We start from the raw sequence: 22540 nt of genomic DNA on the forward strand, positions 1-22540 counted from the left end.
CTAACTGCTTTGTTTCCCTCTCTTTTCCCTTAGCTTGATGCTTATGGGGCGGTTCGGGAACCGCCCTTCCCATGATTTGCTATTATTTAAAGCAATTCGCCGTTGTTATGATTCAAGAGCATAGTTTTTACCAGCGGAATCGGTGGCGCTCCATATGCCAATAGTTGGTTATGAAATTCGCGCAGATTGAAGGCATCCCCCTTTTCCTTTTTGTAATCCTCGCGCAACTTGAGAATCAGCAATTTACCCAAAGTATAATTTAGGTAGCCGGGGTCAAAAGTGCCGCGCCGCGCTTCGCTGACGGCAGGGGTTTCTTCCATATAGGCGTTATCCATAAAAAAGCGGGTGGCATCTTCCACGCTCATGCCTTGAGTGTGCATCATGATAGAAACCACATAGCGGCAATTCCGCAATAGGGCTTCGGAAAGCTGCGACATCTGATAGCGCGGGTCATCTGCGCCGTAGCCTTCCTCTATCATCATTTGCTCGGTGTAATGCGCCCAACCTTCCACGAAAGAATAACAGTAGTTGGCAGACCATAGCATGCGCCGTAATCTATTGTTCAATAATTTGAAATGCATGTAATGTAAATAATGACCGGGATAGGCTTCATGGATGCTGACATCCTGTAGGGTAAAGTAATCGAAATTGGTTAACCATTCCTCTTTTTGTTGCGCAGTCCAGTGGGTTTCTACTGGGGTGATGTAGTAGTATGCTTGGGTAGCGACTTCCTCAAATGCGCCGGGAGTATCCATAAAAGCGAAAGCCCACCGCATAAAAGGGGGTGTTTCCGCCACTATACAACGGACTTCGCTTGGCACACTTATAATATTGTGCTGGATTAGAAATTGGCGCACTTCTTCCAGTTTGGCGGTGGTATCGGCTATTATGCTTTCAGGGGTGGGATGATGCCGCGCCATTTTTGCCATTGCTTCTTGCACCGTAAGACCGGGCGCGAATTTTTGGCAAGCAACCCTTAGCAATTCCTGAGTATCGCGGAGGTTTTGTTGCCCCACTTCAAACAGTTCCTCCAGAGGAAGTCCGACCATTTCCCCGAAGAAAAGCATTCTACGATAGCGTTCTGCGCCTATGGCAAAGTTAGTATGAGAAAGCGGAAGACGCTTTTCTAGACCATCTATGTAGTTGTTTATTGCTTCAACGGCTTTCCGGCAAGCGGCGGTGTACTGTGCGGTTAACGTGGCGTTGTTCAACTCCACAAACTGCGCGGTTACATCCCCTTCAAGGTAGGTGATAATGCCTTTGAACATTTCTAGCGCGGTTTCCAACGCAGGGCGCGATAATGCCATCTCAAGGTTTTCGAGTCCTTGCGTCAAGGCTTTCGGGAGCTTTTCTAGATGCTGGACGACCATTTCAAGGCGCTGTTCTAGCGGCGCATAATCCCGTTTTATGTACGCGCTGACATCGGTTAAACCCCCGTAATACAATGGGCTGATTTCGTGTTCGCGCATTTCTTCCAGCGAGAATAATTCTTTGTCAATACAGTGTAATAGGAGTTCGTGGTCGAACCTATTTTCCTTATCATCTGGCGAAAGGGGGCTTATTCGCACTCGTTCCCTAAATTCTTTTAATTGCAGGATACGGTTTCGGAAAGCGCTTGCGCTGGTATCGGGCAATTGTCCATCGTATGCATGTAACCCGCAAGCGGTACCCACTATGGGGAATGTCTCTAGCAAATCTTTGATGTAAATATCTATAAGCGTTTCAAGAGTTTCGTTATCAGTTGTGGCAGACACTTTTTGTTTCCTTCCAGAATGTTTTAGCATGAGGGGAATAGTTACGTTTCTAACTGTACTAGCTTGAAGCCTTCGCCAAATTCAATTTGAGGGGTTGTTTAATTATCCTTAAGCCTATTTTTAGCCTTTTTAACAAATTCGCCAAATTTTCTGTCTTTTTCTCTTTTCTCTACATCGGTCATTTTATAAAATTCAGCTTCCTTTTTTAGCTTTATGAAATTAGTGTATTTGTCTTTATCTAGCTTTTCCTCCTCTACTGCTTTCAAAACCATACAACCAAGTTCGTGCATATGTGTACAATCAGAATATCTACATTCTTTGGACAACTGACTTATTTCATCAAACACTCCTTCTATTCCCATATCTGAATCTGCTATCCCCACTTCTCTAGTTCCTGGATTATCAACCACAAGCCCTCCATTTTCTAGAAAATACATTTCTCTAGTAGTTGTTGTGTGTTTGCCTTTACCAGTAACCAAACTCATCTCTCTTGTTTTTATTTCATCTTTTTGAAGCAACCTATTTATAAGAGAAGATTTACCTATCCCGGATGAACCTAAGAAACAATATGTTTCCCCCATTTTAATATAATTCCTTAAATCATCTAATCCCTCTCTCGTAACGGTACTAGTTGCAATGATGTTGACCGAAGCAAACCTATTTTGTATTTTGTTAATTCTATTATCTAATTCGATTTTTGATATTAAGTCGATTTTGTTAAGTATCATAACAGGGGTTATATTTCCTTCGATTGCGAGAACAAAAAATCTTTCAAATCGGTTAAGATTGTAATCTCTATCCATAGACTCAACAATAAAAGCCGTATCTATATTAGCTGCAATTATTTGATTCTCTTGTTTGTTGCTATATTTTCTCTTAAGTATTGTTTTTCTTGGCAAAATCCCCCTAATAATTGCTTTGTTTTCGGGTAATTCCTCAATAATTACCCAATCTCCCACAGCAGGATAATCTTCCCTTTTTATTGCAGTGAACATGTGTTTTCCAGTAACTTTAGCAAGAAATTCCCCTTCTATATTTCTTACTCTATATACTTCTCTATATTCCGCAACTATTCTTGCTACTGGATATTTTGTCAATCCAAGATTCTCTCGATTTGATTCGAAGAATTTATTGTAACCCAAATTTTCAAGAGTAATTTTTGCCTTGTCCATAGATTTTATTATAACAAACAGGATAAGCTTTCGGAAAGCGCCTGCGCTGGTATAGGGCAGTTGCCCATCGTTACGTTTCTAACTGTACTAGCTTGAAGCCTTCGCCAAATTCAAAAGGTTGTTCTTTGGCGGCATTCTGAGCGCGTTTTGTCATGCGCTCTATGAAGGCTGGATTGTCTATGCTGAATTGGCTAGGATGTTTGCCCATCGCCTCGAATTTCAATTCGAGTGTTTGGCTGATGTCGCTTACATAATCGGGGTCATCTGTACCGAATAATAGCAGCCGTTTGGTGCGGTGAACACTTAGCCCTTCTTTGCGTAAATGCTCCGGGTAGCTATGGGGCATCATAGCAGCGGGAAAAGCGGCATCGAGTGTGGCTTGCCCACAAGCGCGATGGTCGGGGTGCATCCGATAGAGGCGGGTTAGCGGGTCCCATGTGAAGATTACTTCGGGTTTGAAGCGGCGTATTTCTCGTACTATCAATCCCCGCAACTCAAGATTATTGACAACTTCTCCATCACTTAGGTGTAGGAAGGTGCAACCCGCTACCCCAAGTAGCTTTGCCGCTTCAAGTTGTTCCTGTTCGCGAATCTGGCGCAACTCCACTAGGTCGGCTTCGAGGTCTTCAGAGCCTTTGTCGCCGCTGGTTAGCATCAGATAGTGGATTTCACAGCCGGCGCGAGTCCATTTTGCGACTGTACCGGCGCAACCAAACTCAGCATCATCCGGGTGCGCCCCCACCACCAACGCCTTATGGGGAATATCTATATTCATATTTGAAATAAATCCTTTCTACAATTCAAAAAGCCGCATTCCAGCGGACTGGTTGCGGCTTTTTTATACTGCCGAGGCAGTTAATGGGCATCGCTGTTGAACTAGCGAACTAGCTCTCCGGCGATGCCCTTACAGTTATCAATCATGGGCATCACCTCCTTATACTTCTAACAAGCTATTTGAGATTTTGGTTAAAGCTTGTCCCAAGCATAATAGCATTCTGAAGATATAAAGTCAATAGGTAAGCAAGCAAAAAAAGAGAGAAAATGCGTTTGGAAATAGATACCAACTTTGATGCGCTTACTTTGAGCTTGTCCCTCTTGATACCCTAGTGGGTCACGCCGCAATTGAGTTGCCATTGCTCTAAGCTCAAAATGCTTGATTTGATAGGCAATTTATTTGCAACTTGACCCACTAGTATAGCGTTCTGAAAATTAACCAATGGTTAGATGGGCTATTTGAGTTTGCCAAATCATTGTTTTATTAACAAAAGCCAGTACTAGTTGCGTTTGCTTTAGCTTTCATGAGAAGTTTGAACTAAACGCATAATCCATGATAATTGGGACTTGCACTCGAAAGGAACATTGCTTCAAAGTATTTTATAACTTTGTTTTAAATGAAGCGCTTGGAAGGTTTCGAAATGCTTCTTGAACTGTCAAATATGATTTTGTAAATAAGGACGGATAGATATCATGTGTAGGCACTGGTAAGGTTAATCGTCCAATATCATTGCGACATCCCATAAAAATAAGCCTATAACGCATTTGGGGAGCGCCAAAATTTGCAGCTAATAACTGACCCACATTGAGGTTGTAACCCAATAGATTGATTTCCTCTATCAGTTGCTTATATAGAATACCCTTGCCTACGCCCTTCAAATTTGACACATTTTCCAAAATAAAAAAGTTAGGTCTCAATATCTGAACGAATTTAAGAAACTCAAATATAAGGTTTCCTCTAACATCGTCACGTGCTTTTTGCCTGCCTGCCTGACTAAAAGCTTGGCAAGGGGGTCCTCCATATATCAAATCAGGCGTTTTGCTTTCACCTGAATATTCTTTCCAAAAATCGTAGGGATTTTCAATTTTTGTAATATCTTGTTCTATTACTCTAGCATTAGATCCATAATAATTTTGGAGGGTTTCGCAGGCATCGTGCCAAAAATCAGTAGATATTTTGGTAATTATGTTTTGTGATTGGTAACTTGCTTGCTCACAACCAATATCCATACCACCAGCGCCACTGAATAAACTTAAGGCTGTAAGATTTTGACTAATACCAAATTGTTCATTTACAGACTGTAATAGGGACTCAAAAACTGCTTTCGCCAAAGGCACAGGAACTGCGTTTCCTACCTGTAACTGCGTACTAGTAAGACTACCTTGAAAGGCGACTTCATCAGGAAACCCCTGTAAGCGTGCGGCTTCTCTTACTGTGATAAAGCGATTTTCATAGGGATGTACGAATTTATTAAAAATATACCCTGTAACAGTAGGAGAGGGTTTGTCAGGGTAGAGCCTTATCATTCGTAAGTTAGGACCGCCTTTGCGATTGGGGTCTTCCTTAACGTAAAACCTGAAACTTTCATGCCAAAGCTCCTCTGGCAAGTCTTGCATTTTTTGCCCGATTTTTAATAAGTCTATTCTGCGTTGTACAAGTTCCCCTGCCTTACGAGCAATATGGTTCGAAACTTTAGTAGCCTCCATTTCTCGATTTACAAATTTGTAATCAAAATTGGAAATTTTTGCTAATCCATTCATCTCTAATATGACTCTCTGTAAATGAGATTATTCCGTCAAATAAATTGTAAATAGCAGCATCTGGAGGCAAATCTTCGGCTTTTTTTACTTTCTTGTCCTTAGACAACGTCCATACAACATCATCGAGGGCGGTCAAATATTCAGGATAATGTCGTACAGCGTGGATGTTAGAAATTAAAGCAGTCCTCACTTCAAATTGACTCGGTCTAGGTTTACTTTCAGCCCCAATCTTTAGAACTTGATAAATTCCTTTTTTAATATCATCAGTTCTATCCATACCTACACTAGTTTTACCATCAGAAACAGACTCATATCCAGAATTTCTACCCCCTCGCATTTTCCAACCAGAAGGTATAGGGGTAGGATGACCACAAGCATTTGTCAGCCAATAGAAATTTGATTTATCCTCATTGCGTGTTTCATAGCTTTTATAAGCTACTAACCAAAACTTTATATAATCTTCGAAAAATGACTGGGTAGTCGATACTATATCTGTTATTCGTTTATAAGCCCAAGTAAGGCTATCTTGAGTTCCTCGAACACCTAAACTAAATAACTTAATTGCAGTTTTATCCTCCTCTACTATAGGTAAAGAAAGAAATAACTCAGCTGTATGAAGCACTGGAACGGTTGAAGGCTTGTGTTCAGAAACAAAGACTAAATTCCCATCGATAGACTCTTGCAAAGCCTCACTCACAGTAGCTAATGCAAGTGTAGTAAGTGGAGCCGCTTTAACTTCAGCTAATAAAACAATATTATTCTGTCTATCATAGATAATCATATCGACTGGTTCAATTCCTCGGTAAATTATTAAAGTCCGGCTTGACCTCTTGAAAAGCTGATATAAAAAAATGGCTAACAACCTAGAAGTAGATTGTCCAATTTGACCGGATTCTGGTTTATTAGCCGATTCAAATCGAAACTTACCAGTTACAACACAACGGGGGCATACGTTGGTAAAAGGGAAAAATAAGTGCGGTTCCCCTTCTGGACAGTAAAACCAGCCAGTATTTGTCACGCTTTTGTAGTATTCTGCTGCTACAAATAAATCAAATGCAGCTGCCAAAGCAATTCCAAAGTCTATTCCTACTATCTTATGTGTTTGAAAAGCCTTTTCTATAAGAATTTTAGCCAAATCTTCCTCATGAGAGGCTACTGTTATTTGAGTAGCTTTATCAATAGCATTTTTAACCCAATCACTATCAGGCTCTCCAATTTCCTTTGTGATTTCTTGTTTATAGGTTTTTGATTTGTTGCCCAAAAAATAACTCCTTAACTGTTGGAAAAATTCTGGCGTTTATGCAAAGGCAAGATAAAATTACTTACTCAATTCTAACAGTATGTCCCTTTAAATGCTACTTCCTGAGCTAATTACTCAGGATTTATACATTTAAAAATTGATGCTTCCTATGTCGCATTTACTTTGACCCATCATGTATTCGTACTTGACCTAATTGCTGTTCCACTTTTTGAAAAGTTTGAACCAAACGCAACAGCCCTGCAAGCAAAAAAAAGAGAGTACATTATCATATATGTACCCTCGCGTTTATATGTGGGTTAAACGGATTCGCCCACTTTTTCCTCGATTTCGTCTTTCATAGCTTCTTCTGCTGCTTTGGATTTGTGCAAGGTGTTAGGAAGTACCAAATCGGTGAACAGGATACCGCTCAGATGGTCAATTTCATGTTGGAAAACTACCGCATTGAAGCCGCTGGCTTTGTATTTTACGGGTTTACCGAATATATCTTGACCTTTAACGACGATGTGCTTGAAGCGTTTAACCTCACCATACCAGCCCGGCACGCTCAGGCAGCCTTCTTCGCCCAACTGCTCGCCCTCGCATTTTACAATCTCAGGGTTGACAACAACCGCTTTGAAGGCGGAACTTCCATCGTACTCCATATCTTCTGGAATATCCAACACAATGAGTTTAATCAATTCGCCAACCTGTGGCGCACTGATACCAACCCCATTAGATTGCTGCATGGTCTTTATCAAATTTGTGGCTAACTGTCGTAGGTCTTTATCAAACTTGACGACTCTCTGGGATTTAAGCCGTAGGCGCGGGTTATCATCTGTTAGAATTTTCAATAATGCCATAAAATCACTCCGACTTTTATAAATAAAGGGGCGTTGACTTCCCTTTTATAAATTTGAATAGTATCCTCTACTTAAATTATATTACAGCATATTTTGTGGGTCAACGTCTAAAGTCCAGCCGTGAACAAGCTGTGGGCGCAAGCGCCTTATAACTTGCCGGATAGATAGTTCAGCCTCGTTTGGTGGAAGGCTTTCGGCTCGGATGATGCGTAGAACAAATTGGTAGCGATACAACCCCTTGTACTTTCGCTGAAACGCGGGAGCGGGACCCACCATGCTCCAACTTTCGGGGGGAATATCCAGTTCGTTAAACTGAAATTTCAAGTCGGCGGCTACTCGCTCAATTTCAAGCTTAGCGCGTTCCTCTTTAGGGTAGGCATATACAAACTTGATGAGCTTGCAAAAGGGCGGATATAATCTTTGCGCCCGGAACTCAAGGTCTTGGCGGTAGAAAGAGATATAATCGTGACGGCTGGCAGCTTGTATTGCGTATTGGTCTGGGGTATAGGTTTGGAGAATAGCGCGGGCAACCCCTCTTGAATTGGTTCGGCGACCTGCTCTGCCCGCTACCTGCGTTAGAATTTGAAAAGTGCGCTCGGTTGCTCTGAAATCGGGCAAGTATAAGCCGGTATCGGAAGTTACCACACCTACCAGCGAAACAAGCGGCAAGTCTAGCCCTTTGGCTATCATTTGGGTGCCGACCAGAATATCCGCTTGATGCTTTGCCATTTTATCGTAAAGGGTTTGGTAACTATCCCTCCCGCCTTCCCCGATGGTATCCTGATCCCAGCGCAAAACCCGCGCTTGGGGAAAGAGTTTTAGAACTTCTTCTTCCACCCGCTTTGTGCCTGTTCCGAAATATCGAATACGCAAGCTATTACAGTTGGCGCAGCGTACCGGATGGGGCGCGTGTCGCCCACAGCGATGACAGATTAATATTTCGAGGTCGGCATGCCATACCAACGGTGTTTCGCAATCCGGGCATTGCTCGTTATAACCGCAATCTCGGCACATTACAACGGTAGCAGTGCCGCGCCGGTTCAAAAAAAGGATTGCTTGATGCTCTCGCTCTAGCGTTTGTTTGAGTTGCTGGCGCAAGACTCGGCTGAATATGCTGGTATTGCCCGATTTTAACTCTTGGCGTAAATCTACAATTTGGATAGGCGGTAGCGGAAGTGTACCCACCGTTTTATCAAGGGAGGTTTCGGTAGCGGCATGCGGCGCAGCCACCCGTTCGGGCAATTCTAGCAGCTTAAATTCGCCCATTTGCGTTCGGAAATAGCTCTCTATAGATGGGGTTGCGCTACCAAGAATAACCTTTGCTCCGGTTAACCGTCCAATTTCACACGCTACTTCCCGCGCATTGTACAACGGCATGCCAAGCCGACCCTCTGAATCGTCCTGTTTGTAGCTACCTTCATGCTCCTCGTCTATAATTATCAAGCCGGGATTGACGAGTGGGGCAAAAACCGCACTACGCGCCCCTATGACAATTTGCGCTTCGCCCTCGCGGGTGCGCCTCCACTCATCGTAAGCCTCACCGGGGTAGAGCTTGCTATGCCTAACCGCTACTTTACCGGGAAAGCGAGCAGCAAAGCGATCCACTGTTTGGGCGGTGAGGGCGATTTCAGGAACTAGTACGATTGCTTGTTTGCCCTCCCGCAAGGTTCGCGCGATAGCCCGTAGGTAGAGTTCGGTTTTACCGCTGCCCGTTACCCCATGTAGCAGATAAGTTTTATAACCGGGAGTTTGGAGACCATCTAGCAATTCGCGCCATACTTGCGCTTGACGGTAGGTGAGAATAGGGGGTTCTTCGGCGCGTTCTCGCTGTGGGCGATTCGCCAGCGGGTCACGTCTGACTTCTCGTTCCTCTACTTCCAGCAAACCTTTCTCTGCCATAGCACGCAAAAAAGCCAGCTGTACTCCGGTTGCTTCGCAGATTTCGTCTGCGGGTAGCAGGTAGTCCAGTTCTGCGGAAGCGTTAATATACTCTAGTACGGTTTTTTGCTTTTTAGCTCGCGCCAATTTTTTTAGCAAGCTCTCGTCTTCTAGCGAAATCAGCGGAGATAGACGCGCAAACAGTTTTATTTGGGGTTTGATGCCGGGGCGCGGTAGGAAGAAGCCGCGCTTTACCAAATTTGACTCTTCTAAGCTCTTAACCGCTTTTTCAAAGCCGGATTTTGCTCGTTTTACGCTATATTGCTTCTGTGCCTCGCTCAAAAGCGGCTCGCTTTTTGTTTCTTCATTCTCGGCGGTAGGCTCGCCCATCATTTGGCGCAATAGCTCTATTAGAAAATACTCGTTTTTGCTTAACCCGGCAGGCAATAACCCCTCTCGCGCTTCGTCTGCCAATAGCAAAGTTGGTTTAGCGTATCTGGTAAAACCCGTAGGAAGCATTAAAATAGCGCACTCGTAAAGTCCAGCGCAGTAATATTCAGAAAGCCAATGCGCCAATTTTAGCTGGTAAGTTGCCAATAAAGGGCGTTTATCTACGATTTGTAATAGATTGCGGGTAGGAAAATCCGGTTGCTCATTAACCAGATTCAGCACGATACCTTGCGCCTGACGATTGCGAAGCGGCACCCATACCAGTTGTCCCGGCTGAATGATTTCTTCAAGCTGTTTCGGCACGCTATAAGTTAGCCCGCTAAGGAGAGTACCTTGCGATTCCACCGCTATCTCGGCATACAGGCGAGCTTTTTGCGGTTCTTCCGAATCGGCGAGCGGTAACGGTAAGTTAGCTTCGGTCAATCTTTCAACCTGCAATGTCAATGGTTGTAGTCTAGCTTTCGAGAGAGTATTATAACATTCTGTCCCTTTATTTGGAAAACTTGTTCTTAATAGGAGGCAGGGCGTATCCCCTACGGGTTAATTTTCTTGGCGGTTTTGTGGGAGGTTGCTCTTGCCCTCTAAGCGCAATATTTTGCTGGTGATTCGGTTGTGATTAAGTGAACCGCCAGCCATTGCAAATATAACGCCGTTATAATATTCACTTTTATATTCTGCGGTCTCCTCTAACGCCAAGTATTCTTCTGGGCTGAAGAAGTGTTTAGATAAGGTGCCAGTCATTTTCATCCCTTTTTTTCTTTTTGCGGTATAATTATAGCATCAAAAATACCGCCAACCCAACGTTCACGGCTTAAATACAGGGCGTTTCATTATTTAACAATTTGAGCTTGCTCTCATCTCTGGGATTTTACAGGTCGCCAATTGTAAAATATTAGTAAACCATCAAGGGGGAATTGCTCTAATATGGGTTGAAGAAATTTGTCGGTGGCATGGCATTGATGGCGCTTTCTATAATGGAGTAATGGAGATTTTATGAAAAGAACGACACAAGCAAACCCTGCTTTTTTTTATGTGCTGCTAACGTTACTGCTATTAACGTTCTTTCTGGAGGCTTGCGGGGATAATACTGCCACCCTTGCCCCCACAACTACCGCTCTTTCAACCACTACAGCCGTAGCCACAACTGCGGCGGTTGCAACAACTACCGTGCTTCCAAGCGCTACAGCCGTAGCCACAACTGCGGCGGTTGCAACAACTACCGTGCTTCCAAGCGCTACAGTCGCACCGACTACGAGCGGTGCAGTAGCTACCACACAAGCGACTAACAACCAACTCGCCCTGAAACTTCGCTACTCTACGCCGCATGCCCTTCCCGGTATTTCTGTCGAATCAATAGCGTTTAGCCCGGACGGGAAAACCCTCGCTTCCGGTAGTGGTGATAAAGCTATCCAGCTATGGGATGCCAATTCCGGCAACTTGCTCAACACTTTTACTGGGCATTCGGACTCTGTCGAATCGGTAGCTTTCAGCCCGGACGGGAAAACCCTTGCTTCCGGTAGTGGCGATAAAACCGTCAGGCTATGGGATGCCAATTCTGGCAAATTGCTCAACACTCTTACGGGTCATTCGGGCGATGTCGAATCGGTAGCTTTCAGCCCGGACGGAAAGAGCCTTGCCAGTTGTAGCATGGATAAAAGCGTTAGGTTGTGGGATGTCGCTTCTGGCAAGGAACTTCGCGCCTTCACGGGTTATTCTAACTATGTCGAATCGGTAGCGTTTAGCCCGGACGGAAAGAGCCTTGCCAGCGGGAGTTATGAAGAAATCAAGCTGTGGGATGCCAATTCCGGCAACTTGCTCAACACTCTCACTGGTCATTCTGGCTATGTCAGGTCGGTAACGTTTAGCCCGGACGGAAAGAGCCTTGCCAGCAGTGGCGATAATACCATCAAGCTGTGGGATGCGACATCGGGCAAATTGCTCAACAGCCTTACGGGTCATTCGGGCGAGGTCTTTTCGGTAGCATTTAGCCCTGATGGGAAGAATATTGTTAGCGGTAGTCTCTCGGATAGCAGTGTAAATCTATGGAATGTGGCTTCTGGCAAGGAACTTTACAGCACTATTATTGCCCAAACTGCCCAAACCGCTGGGTTTATCGTTTCCACTCTTTCGCCCGATGGCAAGCTACTTGCTACAGGTCATTGGGATGGTTCTATCAAAGTATGGGAAATCGTGGGGCTTTAATGCGGAAAGGTTCTATGCGTGGCTTTAGAAAGGCTAAGCTCGGATTTATGGCTGCTACGCAATTCTACCAGTTTGCAATTGCTGGACTTACACGGGGATACTTCGCTAATACCGATTTATAAGGTTTAGGGGGAAATTGGTAAGGGCGACTACGGGTTAATTCTCTTGGTGGTTTGTGGGAGGTTGCTCTTGCCCTCGATGATGCGCGTTTGTTTGCGAGCGCTCTGAAAATCTTAATAATCATTTAATGTGGAAGTTTGAAAAAACCCTTAAAAACGGGTAATTTGTTAGAATCCTGTTAGAATCGATTGTTATAATGATTGTGGCAGCGAATTAAACGTCTGCTATGGTTAGTTTGCCTTACACACGCGCCGGTATCGTACCGTACAAGCGACAAAAGTTTTTGGCAACAAAGAAGCATGAAAGAATAAGGATTGTGGAATGATTTTTCCAGAAAATGCAGTAATGACGAAGACAAGAAACAACCCTGCGCGACTGCTGGCAGCTTTGACGGCTATCTCCCCGCCCCATTTTTGTCCTTGCAACAACCTTAAACGATGATTGTGCTATACTAAATTCATTGTTTAATAGGGACTTAGGTAGTTATGCAGACTAATGAGTTTAGGCTTATAAACCTTGACCAGAATACTGAGCCTTTAGAGGTGGATGGGTTAATCGAGCAATTTGTGGCTCTGATGACCCGCATGTACGATTATCATGCGTTGCTCCACTCAGATTGGCAGACTGATGAAGGTTGGCAGCAAGGGAGTATGCAATGGCTTAAGCGTTCGCTTGCTTCTGAGGAGTGGTTGAGGATTTTACTTTTCCCGCTTGATGGGAATACCGCTTGTGGGTATATACTTGCTAGTTTCCACTACGAAGCCCCCCTGTTTATTCAAAATCGTTTTGGGTATATAGCCGATTTGTGGATTGATGAAAATTTTAGAGGTCGCGGCGGCGCAGAACTTTTGCTAGACGCTGCCTTCGCTTGGTTTCGACATGCAAACGTTAGTCGCCTCCAACTTGAGGTTGATTTGCGAAACCAGCTTGGTACGTTTTTCTGGCATAAGAAAGGGTTTGAGGATTTTCAAATGGTGATGCGCCGTGACCTTGTATAAATATTGCAGTAACACGGGACAGGAGTGATAAATGCCCAAGAAACTCAGGGTAACAAAATATGATGATACGGTAGAGGTGTTGTTACGCCGCGCCCTTGAACTGGATGTCTATGCTATAGGACGCATAATGGATACTCAGGGGCGTAGCATGACCATTAACAATGGAAGGTTGGAAGGAATCAGTACCGGTAGCGGTATGGGCGTAGGCGTAAGCGTTTTTACCCGCGAAGGCTATACCGGCTTTGCTTCCAGCGATAGGGTTACGCCAGAATCTGCCCACAAAATCGTGGAAACTGCCGCGAAACTGGCGTTCAGTAGTAGAGGTTTTGGCGCTGAACCGAACCGCGCCGTTTTTGAGATTGCTTCAAATGGTATTCAGACAGTCGCTACCGATTATAAAACCCTCACTGAAACTTCTTACGAAGAACAGGTGCAACGCCTGAAAGAATGTAATGAACAAATCCGGGAGTATGGCACAAATCTTGCGGTGCGAAGCTCACACTGGGTAAACGATACACATTGGCGCATTGTACGCAGCGATGGAACCGACATCAGTTTCGACCTTCCACACGCAGCGGTAGGCGCAAATATTACTTTGACTGGGGCAAGCGGCACTGCCGTAAGTACCTATGCGGCGGTGAGCGGACCCGATGTCTCAGTGTTGCTGGACAACGCTTATAGTGAAAAGCTGGATTTACGCGCCCGTAAAATGGCTGATTTGGCGCAAAAATTGGTGGATGCGCCGCGTGTTCGGGGCGGCAATTATAAGTTGGTGATAGATTACGCGCTGGCAAAAGGGTTGGCGCATGAGGCTTTCGGGCATGCCAGCGAAACTGACGGCATGGAAACCAGCATTTTGGGCAAGGATGGCAAAATGCGGCTGGGCGAACAATTGGCGGCTACCGGCGTGACTATTACTGATGGTTCGGAGCTAGGCGATTACGCTTATCAGCCGATTAGCGCAAATGGCATGCCACGCCAGACCGTTGAAATTCTGAAGGATGGGGTTTTGCGGGCAGGGTTGGCGGATTTGTTTTCAGCCGCTAAAGCGGGCGTGCCGATTACCGGGGCAGAACGCATCGAAAGCTATCGCAATTTGCCGATTCCGCGTATGAGCAATATCCGTATTAGTGTGGCTAATCCTATCCCCTTAGCTACCCGTTTTGAATTGGTGACTCCCCTTGAACTGCGCGAGGCGCTGCTCTCCAACGGCTTGATGCAAGCGGATGAGCAGGTGTTGTACCTTTCCGGTTATAAGGGTGGGCAGGTAAACCCCAAAGATGGCGATTTTGTGTTTAACTGCGCCAGCATTTATGCGTTGCATGAGTTGGAAAATGGCAATCCTAAGCTCTACCAGCCCGCAATTTTCAGCGGGAAAGTGCTGTCCGCGCTTCATTCGATTCTTGCCGGAATTGGACCAGTTTTGTTGGACGCGCAAGGGCATTGCGGCAAAGCAGGACAATCTGTTCCTAGTAGCGGAGGAGCAAACAGCTTTATTGTAATTGACCGCAACGAGAATGTAACCATAGGGGGAGATTAGTGTATGTTGCCTGAAAATTTACCCGTCAATATACCCTACAGCGATTATGCCGACCAGTTGGTGGAATTGTTGCGGAAAGCCGAAATGGGCGCATATGCCAATGTTCCCAAAATTAAGGGATGGCGGTTTGATGCCAGCGAAGGGCGCAGCGTTACCCTGAGCATAGTGGATAATAAATTGGGCGGGGTGTATGGACCTGCTACCGCCCGTGATAGTTTGGGGGGTGGGCTATATCTTATCTGGGAAGATGAGATGCGTTCTCTTGCTTCTATAGACCGAAGCGCTATCCCGGAGTTTGGGGAGCGGTTGGCGGAGTGGCGTGCCAGCGCATATAGCGATGAACGTGCGCCTGACATTCTTGAACCGCAACCAACCCCCGATATAGCGATGTTTGACCCTGCTATTATGAATATTGTTGATGGCGATATTACCGAGCTATTTAGCGCCCTCAAGCAGGGCGAAACCGAGTTGCGCGGTAGCGGGGTGGAGTTTTTGGATGCGGGAGCAAGCGCCAGCCTGAGCATGCGTTATTTGCGTAATTCAAAAGGTATTGACCTGACCTATCCTAGCACGATGTATAGTTACTCTTTTTATGCCGATAGCCTTTACGGTAACGGCTACGGCAAGCGCAAAATCCCGCCTGTGGGCGAGCTTGAACGGATAATCGAAGATGTGAAGGTAACTACTAAGCATTTGAAGCGAGAAGCCGAATTTAAGCCCAATCCTGACGGTTGTCGGATTATTCTCTCTCCGGGTGTGGGCGCAACCTTTATGGGGAGCTATATTGCGGGCAATTTGGCGGGTAGTGCGGTATCTAACCGCCAAGCTGCCTATAAGCTGGAAGATTTCAAGGAACAAAAGCAGGTTTTGCGTGAGGATATTTCTCTATTTATTGATGGGTTGCGCCCCTTTGAACCTACTGCCAGTCGCGCTACGGGCGAGGGTATTGCGGGTGGGCAATCTTATCTGATTCAGCACGGCAAGCTGTTTGCGCCTTCTCTCGACCTTAAGTACGCTGGTATCACCGGCTTTGCGCCGACTCCCGGCGGGGGCTTGTATGTATTGGTGGATGACGAGAAGAAAGCCTTTAAGCAGATGGTAAAAGAGATGGAGTATGGTTTGTTGGTGTACAGTGTATTGGGTATGCACACTCAGGATACTACCAACGGGCGTTTTTCGCTTTCTGCGCCTCGCTCGTTGGTGGTTGAAAACGGCGAAATCAAGGGTAACGTGAAAGCGACCATCAGCGGCAATTTCTTCGAGTCGATTATTGCGGATGATACCGCGTTTTCGTGGGAGCCATTTGAAGATAGCCCGGCTATTGAGTTGACCTGTTCGGTGCTGGTAGAATAGGCGGGAAATGAAAAACTCTTCTTGCTTCTGATAATGGCTTAACCTGTACCGGCGGGTGCAGAGTTCCAATATCGGCAAGAAGAGCCTTTCTCAAACCATGCCTTTATATAGCTGACACGTATCGAAACGAAATATCAAATAATTCGACACTTCGTTTCTTTCCATAAAACAGGGGCAATTGCGCCCGCTTAATTATCCGCTACCAGTAATTCCATAATACGTTGGAGCATTTCCGGTTCGGAAACCTTGCCCTCGCCTGAACCTACGCAGAAGGCATATACGCCTTCTCCGGTAAGGCGGTCAACCCGCACTTTATACTGTCCGCTCTGGGGGACAGGCGCATAATGACTTTGCAACAGCATGTAATCTGCGCCCATAATATTAAATGGGTGGGCGAATGCGGACGGAATAAGCCCTTCAGGCGGGATACCGGGTCCGGTAAGGGTCATACTGACTCGGAAATCGCGTTTGTTATAAGATGAAGCAGTTACGAAAAGCATTAGGCGCGGCACAAAACCTGCTTCTGCCTCGAAGCTGTAATAATCAACTTCTCTGCCCGTTTCTAATCTTGCGTAAACAGCGTGGGAATATTCAAGCTCGTCCACATTGTAAGCTGTATCGGGATTAGGCGTACCCTTTTCGTTGATTAAGCCGATATGCAGGCGTAAAGAACGAAGCAGCGCTGATATACAAAGCAGCAATAATATATGCAAACGCCACATATTTCCTCTCTCCCTTCTTAACAACCGTTTCGGTTCATTACTTAGCATATTGTACTCCGCTTGATTCGTAAGTAGTTGTAGCTACCTTTAACCCCAATTATCGGATTGCTGCCGGCGATTTGTTAGGGAGGGAGGGGTTTTCTTTCCATTCTTGCGTCCAGCCCACTTCAATTTGATAGGCTTCAATTTCCGCTTGCCGGCGAGCCTCATCCCAATCTAATAACGCTGCCATTTCGTGGCTGACAGCTTCGATTGCTTGTTGACCCTGATTCTTCGAGAAATATAGCCCACAGCGGCGCATCATAAAATCGCGTAGGGTTAGGCATTGCTCGCGTTCTACTGCGTGTTTAACTTGCGCCCGCGCATCTGGGTACGCGCTATGTAAGGGTTTTGCAAGAGCCGGATTTGCCCGGACTATCTCGAATATTTCGGTGATACGGCTACCGTAGAGGGTTGAAAGGTATTTAATCTGTGCCACGCTCAAGCCGATGGTTGTGCCTTCTTCTGCCATTGTCAGGATGAACTGCTCGAAAGAACCCTCGAATTGTGCGCCGGGAAGTTTCTCAGTTGCGGTTTGACCCGCGCAGCGCAACCCCAATTTTTCCAGAGCGGCATCGGTAGCTTCTTCAGCGATTCCCCGATAGGCGGTTAATTTGCCGCCCACCACCGAGAGATAATTTTTCAAGCCCTGTTTCTTCTCGAAATCCACTATGGCATGCTTGCGCGAAACCGCCGATTCGCTCATACCTTGACTGGTTTCTTTCATTACTAGCGAACGCACCCCGGCGTTGGTATAAAAAATCTTATCCCAATCGGCATTGGGGAAAACCTGCTTGACACTTGCCGCCAGATATTCCACATCTTCGCGGTCTGCTCGCACGCTTTCAAGCTCATCCGTGAAATCGGTATCGGTAGTGCCGACCCAAGCATAGCCCAACCATGGGATTACAAAGAACAGGCGGTTATCGCTTTCGGCGAAAAGAACCATTGCGTTGGTGGTTACGTTGGTTGCGGTGAAGTGGATGCCTTTGGTTTTGCGTACCCGGTGCGATGGCGTTCCTATCATCGTTTCATCTACCGGGTCGAGCCATGGACCCGTCACATTGATTACTAAACGCGCCTTGACTTCGCGTTCTATACCTGTAAGCTCATCGCGTATTAACACTCCGGTTATGCTGTCCCCTTCTTTAACGGCTTTTAGCGCCTTTACATGGTTGAAGCACAACGCGCCTTTGCTTTCCGCGCTGACGATATTTTCTATAACAAGCCGTTCGGTGTAAGGCGCTTGAGCATCATAGTAGATGAATGAACCCTGTAAGCCTTTTTCCTTCAAATTAGGTTCCATTTCGAGGGTTTGCTGCTTGCTGTAAAAGCGATGATTGCGAAGGGATTTATCGTAGCTTAGCACATCGTAAAGCGCCATGCCTACCCGCATTTTCAGGCGGTAGAATAGGCTCTTGTTATACATTGGTACCATAAAGGGCAAGGGCTTTACAAGGTGGGGGGCGTTTCGCAAGAGCATTTCCCGTTCTTTAAGGTCTTGCCGCACCAGCCCGAAATCGAACATTTCAAGGTAGCGCAAACCGCCATGAATGAGGCGGGTGGAACGGCTGCTAGTTCCACAGGCGTAATCCTCTTTCTCGAATAGCGCGACCCGCAAACCTCTACTTGCCGCATCGCTGGCAATTCCGCTGCCGATTACGCCGCCCCCAATAACGACTAAATCGAGACGCTGCCCGTCCAGCTTATTTAAGCGATTGCTGGCTTCCATAATATAGTGCCTCTTTTCATGCAAATAAAAAAGGCTCTACCCCATCAGGCGAACACTCCAAAACAAAGAAGCGCCGAGCCATCAAGAGAGAACCTTTCTCCATTTCTCCGAATTCTCAATTAATTTCCATACTTATTAATTTTAGCTCTAAACGTGAACTTCGTCAATGATTTTAAATTATTTGACCTAATGCGGTTGCAAGGTCGGTATTCCAATGTTAATAAGCCAAGAAGATTAACCCGTAGCCCTTCTTTATATTGCTCCCGAACTCCCATAAAAATGATGAATAAGAACAATAATGATTGCCTATAGATTAGACAATTTTTCACGCTACAAGTTTTGTGATAACATACTGTAAATCTAAAGCTGTAGTTGGATTGATTATAGAAAGTCGCTTTTTTGTATGCAACCCGTGGGGTAACGGGCTAGAGTTTGTAGCTATTCTTTTATACCTGCTTTTCAATACACCTCACAATTTTAGGAGGAAGTTCGATGTCGAACAAACTAATCGGGTTGGCGGAAGCTGCTGCTATGGTGCCGGATGGGGCAACCATATCTTTTGGCGGTTTCACTACGCAACGCCATCCTATGGCTTTTATTCATGAGCTTATCCGGCTCAGGCGACGCAATCTATATCTTTTTGGGCATTCTCCCGGCGGCGATTGGGATATTCTTATCGGCGCGGGTTGCGTAAAGCGGGTGGAATTGGCGTATGAAGCCGATGAAGCTTTTAATACTATCGGTTCACGCTGGAGGCTGGCAGTAGAGCGGGGGCAAATAGAGTGGGAAGATTACAGCAACTTTGCGATGGTTTCGCGCTTTACGGCGGGAGCGATGGGTATTCCGTTTATGCCCATTCGCAGTTTGCTCGGTAGCGATGTGCTGACAAAGGAAGTTTTAACGCCAGAACAACGCCTTGCCGACCCTCGCACCGCTTCCAAAAAGCTGGAAGTAATGAATTCTCCCTTTGCTCCGGGCGAAAAAGTGGCGCTGGTTCCGGCGATTCACACCGAGTTTGCGGTTATCCATGTGCAGAAAGCTTCTATTAATGGTGTGGTACGGATTGAGGGGCAAACCTTCGCGGATGTGCAGCAGGCTTTATGCGCCGATACCGTGATTGTTACGGCGGAGGAAATTGTGGATGAGGATCAATTGCGCCAAGAGCCAGAGCGCAACCTGCTTCCTTATTTCGCGGTTAAGCATGTTTGCCATGTTCCTTATGGGTCACACCCTTATGCCGTTTTCAAGTATTACGATTATGACCCGCGCCAGCTAAAAGTTTATCATGATGGTTCGGAGGATGACGCAACTTTCCAACAATATCTTGATAAATATGTGTATGGTGTGAAAAACCACGCCGAGTATTTGCAAGCTATCGGCGGGGAAGAACGGCTCAGTGGCTTGAAGGCTGACCCTGTTTACGGTTACAGCCCTAACCTGAAACGGAGGAGACTGGACTAATGGCAGAATATAGCTACACTCTGACCGAATTGATGGCGGTTACTGCCGCTCGTCAGATTAAAAATGGTGAGGTTGTTTTTGCGGGTACGGGCTTGCCGATGCTTGGCGCGATGTTGGCGCAGCGCACTCACGCGCCCGATTGCTGCATCATTTTTGAAGCCGGTACGATGGCGAGTCGTTTGGCGCATTTGCCCATGTCGGTAGGCGACCCCCGCGTAATGCGCGGCGCGGCGACTGCGGCGGGTTTGAGCGAAGTGTTCACTTACGTGTTGCAAGCCGGGCGCGTGGATGTGGGCTTCCTCAGCGGGGCGCAGATTGACCGCTACGGCAATATCAATAGTACCTCGATTGGCGCAGACCATCGCCGTCCCAAAGTGCGCTTCCCCGGTAGCGGCGGTTCCGTTGATATTGCATGCCTCGCGCACCGCACCGCTATTATTGCTCTGCACGAAAAACGCCGCTTCCCCGAAAAGGTTGACTATCTAACTAGTCCGGGTTGGTTAAGCGGAGGCTCTAGTCGTCAGGAAGCGGGCTTGACCAGAGGCGGTCCCCATGTGGTGGTAACTACCAAAGCGGTTATGAAGTTTAAGCCAGTGAGCCACGAAATGTACCTAGAGAGCTATCATCCCGGTTTAACTGCTCAGCAGGTATCGGATGATACGGGCTTTCATCTGGATACGCAAGACGCAGTAGAAACTCCGATTCCTTCTCAGGAGGAGTTGCGGATTTTGCGGGATGTGGTTGACCCAGACCGCATTTTCTTGAAGTAAAACGCTGAAAAGCCCCTACGCCATATTATAGCAAGGGGCTTTTTTGATTCAGACAAAGGGTTTCGGATTTCAGGATTCAATATCCCGATAGTGGAAGCGCATTATACCTGTAGCTACAAACAAGGCGCACAATCCCAGCAAGATGTATTGTATCGTCCAATCCAGCCCGTTGATGATAGGCTGCCCGTAGTGGTGGAACAGGGAGGTATCAACTACCCAATCCGGGAACTTGAAAGTTGCTTTCAAAAGCTCAATCAAGAAGCTGATAATTACCAGCGCAGTTAGCGCACCCATAGTCCAGCCCGGCTTGAAAGCGCAAAATAGGAAACCGAAGGCTAGGATAACCGCGCTTAGTATAAACCCTCCTGCAAAAGCCTCCATAGAATAGCTATTGACCAGTTTGACGTTTCCCAGTTGTAGCATTATTTCAAAAATAAGCCAGTTCAAGCCAACCACGAATGCCAGCGCAATCAGGCTGGCGGCAAAGCGCGATAGTAACAATCTCCAACGCGCTTGTGGGGTAGCCAACAACAATTCCAGCCTACCCTCTGTTTCCTCGTTCGCCCAACTTGCTGCCATTGTCACGGCATAAGAGGCAAACAGCGCCACCAGAAACAGAAAGAGCATTAGGTTCAACAGGTTTTCGTTAGTTCCGGTAGATATGAAGCCTAGTGTTTTATAAAAATCGCTTTGTAACAGGCTCAACATGCTATCCTTCATATTATTGAAAATCGCCAGCAGCAGCGCTGTATAGGAAGCGATGCTGAAACCCCAAATGAGAGCGCCTGAAGCCAGCGATTTGAGCGCAAACCAGAAGCTACCCGCCAGATAAGGCGCTTTAGGCTCTGTCAGCGAGCGTCGCTTATTTTCGACTAGGGCGGCTTTTTGCGGGAATAGCTGAAACACCCCGCTATGGTCACGGTGTAGGTACATATAGGCGGCGGCTATCACCAACGGGATGCTGACCGCTAACAGTATAATCAGCCCCATCCAGTCCATGCCCACGCTACGGCAAAGGGGCTTGCTCAGGTTGTAATAATGAAAAGGCGAAAGCGGACGCATCCACTTGAGCATATCAACCACTTCGGACAAGCTGTTCAGCAAGTAGGAGGCAGCAAGAAGACCGCCGCTCCAGCCAATCGCCCATCTACGTGAACCAAGCTGTGAAAACAGCAGCGCAATGTTACCGAATATCAGGCTGACGGCTATGGCGTTGAGCATTTGCAGGAATGCGCCGCTTGTGCTGAGTTCGGTGTTAAAGGTTGCTGCGCCTGCCACCAAACCCACTGCCGCCAATCCGCCGATTAATAGCAGCATTGCGGTTAGCCCTGCCGATTTTTGCAAGAATACCGAAAGGCGCGAATGGGGCGTACTCAGTAGAATATCAAGGCTGCCCTTTTCTTCTTCGCCTCTTATTAGATTGCTGCCGATTAAAAACGCTACTATGCTAAAAAGCAACGGGGCGAAAATCATAAACTCAACGGTAATGAAGCCGCCTAACGTATCCACATCATAGGCTTTTCCGGTGATAAAGCTCATTGAATCAACCGCGCTGACATAATCTTTGATTAGTTTGTCGCGTTCGGGTCCACTGAAAAGGGAGTTGTAGGCTTGGCTGTAAAAAAACATGAGTAGCCCAAAACCGCCGCCCCAAATTAGAATATGGTAGCGGGTGTCTCGCAGCGTTTTGAGGAATATATTGCGGAACATCATG

The 22540-nt window shown here is 46.4% G+C and carries 17 protein-coding genes; 6 read left to right on the forward strand and 11 right to left on the reverse strand.

Features of this window, described 5'->3' with window-relative positions; genetic code table 11:
• Positions 1 to 86 precede the first annotated feature (86 nt).
• The 8 genes from WCK19_RS14180 to WCK19_RS14215 all read right to left on the reverse strand — a co-directional run bounded on the left by WCK19_RS14180 (position 87) and on the right by WCK19_RS14215 (position 10630).
• Positions 87 to 1754: a DUF885 domain-containing protein gene (locus tag WCK19_RS14180; RefSeq protein ID WP_342398045.1), complete on the reverse strand. Its 1668-nt coding sequence runs from the start codon at positions 1752 to 1754 to the stop codon at positions 87 to 89.
• 98 nt (positions 1755 to 1852) lie between these two features.
• Complete coding sequence (gene rsgA / locus WCK19_RS14185) at positions 1853 to 2926, reverse strand: ribosome small subunit-dependent GTPase A (RefSeq protein ID WP_342398046.1); 1074 nt, start codon at positions 2924 to 2926, stop codon at positions 1853 to 1855.
• Positions 2927 to 2996: 70 nt separating this feature from the next.
• The gene (locus tag WCK19_RS14190) at positions 2997 to 3701 is read right to left on the reverse strand and encodes a PIG-L deacetylase family protein (RefSeq protein ID WP_342398047.1); all 705 of its coding nucleotides are present in this window, start codon (positions 3699 to 3701) and stop codon (positions 2997 to 2999) included.
• Between the two features lie 599 nt (positions 3702 to 4300).
• A complete protein-coding gene (gene dcm, locus WCK19_RS14195; protein ID WP_342398048.1) occupies positions 4301 to 5461 on the reverse strand; it encodes a DNA (cytosine-5-)-methyltransferase in 1161 nt (386 codons plus the stop codon).
• Positions 5430 to 6722, reverse strand: a complete 1293-nt coding sequence (locus tag WCK19_RS14200) for a hypothetical protein (RefSeq protein ID WP_342398049.1) — start codon at positions 6720 to 6722, stop codon at positions 5430 to 5432. Before WCK19_RS14200 ends, dcm begins: the two co-directional genes overlap by 32 nt.
• A gap of 296 nt (positions 6723 to 7018) precedes the next feature.
• A complete protein-coding gene (def, locus tag WCK19_RS14205) occupies positions 7019 to 7561 on the reverse strand; it encodes a peptide deformylase (protein WP_342398050.1) in 543 nt (180 codons plus the stop codon).
• Between the two features lie 81 nt (positions 7562 to 7642).
• Positions 7643 to 10312 (reverse strand): primosomal protein N', encoded by a 2670-nt coding sequence (gene priA / locus WCK19_RS14210; RefSeq protein ID WP_342398051.1) that lies wholly within the window; start codon positions 10310 to 10312, stop codon positions 7643 to 7645.
• Positions 10313 to 10429: 117 nt separating this feature from the next.
• Positions 10430 to 10630: a Uma2 family endonuclease gene (locus WCK19_RS14215; RefSeq protein WP_342398052.1), complete on the reverse strand. Its 201-nt coding sequence runs from the start codon at positions 10628 to 10630 to the stop codon at positions 10430 to 10432.
• A gap of 252 nt (positions 10631 to 10882) precedes the next feature.
• Here WCK19_RS14215 and WCK19_RS14220 point away from each other — a divergent pair, with 252 nt between their 5' ends.
• The 4 genes from WCK19_RS14220 to WCK19_RS14235 all read left to right on the forward strand — a co-directional run bounded on the left by WCK19_RS14220 (position 10883) and on the right by WCK19_RS14235 (position 16102).
• Positions 10883 to 12091: a WD40 repeat domain-containing protein gene (locus WCK19_RS14220; RefSeq protein ID WP_342398053.1), complete on the forward strand. Its 1209-nt coding sequence runs from the start codon at positions 10883 to 10885 to the stop codon at positions 12089 to 12091.
• 605 nt (positions 12092 to 12696) lie between these two features.
• Entirely contained in the window at positions 12697 to 13209 is a 513-nt protein-coding gene (locus tag WCK19_RS14225; protein ID WP_342398054.1) for a GNAT family N-acetyltransferase, read from the forward strand.
• A gap of 31 nt (positions 13210 to 13240) precedes the next feature.
• On the forward strand, positions 13241 to 14749 hold the full coding sequence (locus WCK19_RS14230; protein WP_342398055.1) for a TldD/PmbA family protein: 1509 nt from the start codon (positions 13241 to 13243) through the stop codon (positions 14747 to 14749).
• A gap of 3 nt (positions 14750 to 14752) precedes the next feature.
• Positions 14753 to 16102: a metallopeptidase TldD-related protein gene (locus tag WCK19_RS14235; RefSeq protein WP_342398056.1), complete on the forward strand. Its 1350-nt coding sequence runs from the start codon at positions 14753 to 14755 to the stop codon at positions 16100 to 16102.
• A 188-nt stretch (positions 16103 to 16290) separates the two neighbouring features.
• Here the strand turns inward: WCK19_RS14235 and WCK19_RS14240 are convergent, their stop codons facing one another.
• Positions 16291 to 16824: a hypothetical protein gene (locus WCK19_RS14240; protein ID WP_342398057.1), complete on the reverse strand. Its 534-nt coding sequence runs from the start codon at positions 16822 to 16824 to the stop codon at positions 16291 to 16293.
• A 97-nt stretch (positions 16825 to 16921) separates the two neighbouring features.
• Entirely contained in the window at positions 16922 to 18595 is a 1674-nt protein-coding gene (locus WCK19_RS14245) for a glycerol-3-phosphate dehydrogenase/oxidase (RefSeq protein WP_342398058.1), read from the reverse strand.
• A gap of 492 nt (positions 18596 to 19087) precedes the next feature.
• Between WCK19_RS14245 and WCK19_RS14250 the strand changes: the two genes are divergently transcribed.
• Both WCK19_RS14250 and WCK19_RS14255 read left to right on the forward strand, forming a co-directional pair.
• Positions 19088 to 20056 (forward strand): CoA-transferase, encoded by a 969-nt coding sequence (locus tag WCK19_RS14250; RefSeq protein ID WP_342398059.1) that lies wholly within the window; start codon positions 19088 to 19090, stop codon positions 20054 to 20056.
• Complete coding sequence (locus WCK19_RS14255; RefSeq protein WP_342398060.1) at positions 20056 to 20826, forward strand: CoA-transferase; 771 nt, start codon at positions 20056 to 20058, stop codon at positions 20824 to 20826. The genes WCK19_RS14250 and WCK19_RS14255 overlap by 1 nt, the downstream gene beginning before the upstream one ends.
• Positions 20827 to 20895: 69 nt before the next feature.
• Here the strand turns inward: WCK19_RS14255 and WCK19_RS14260 are convergent, their stop codons facing one another.
• Positions 20896 to 22539 (reverse strand): ABC transporter permease subunit, encoded by a 1644-nt coding sequence (locus tag WCK19_RS14260; RefSeq protein ID WP_342398061.1) that lies wholly within the window; start codon positions 22537 to 22539, stop codon positions 20896 to 20898.
• Position 22540: the final 1 nt, after the last annotated feature.

Source organism: Candidatus Chlorohelix sp. (genome assembly GCF_037138995.1).
GTDB lineage: Bacteria > Chloroflexota > Chloroflexia > Chloroheliales > Chloroheliaceae > Chlorohelix.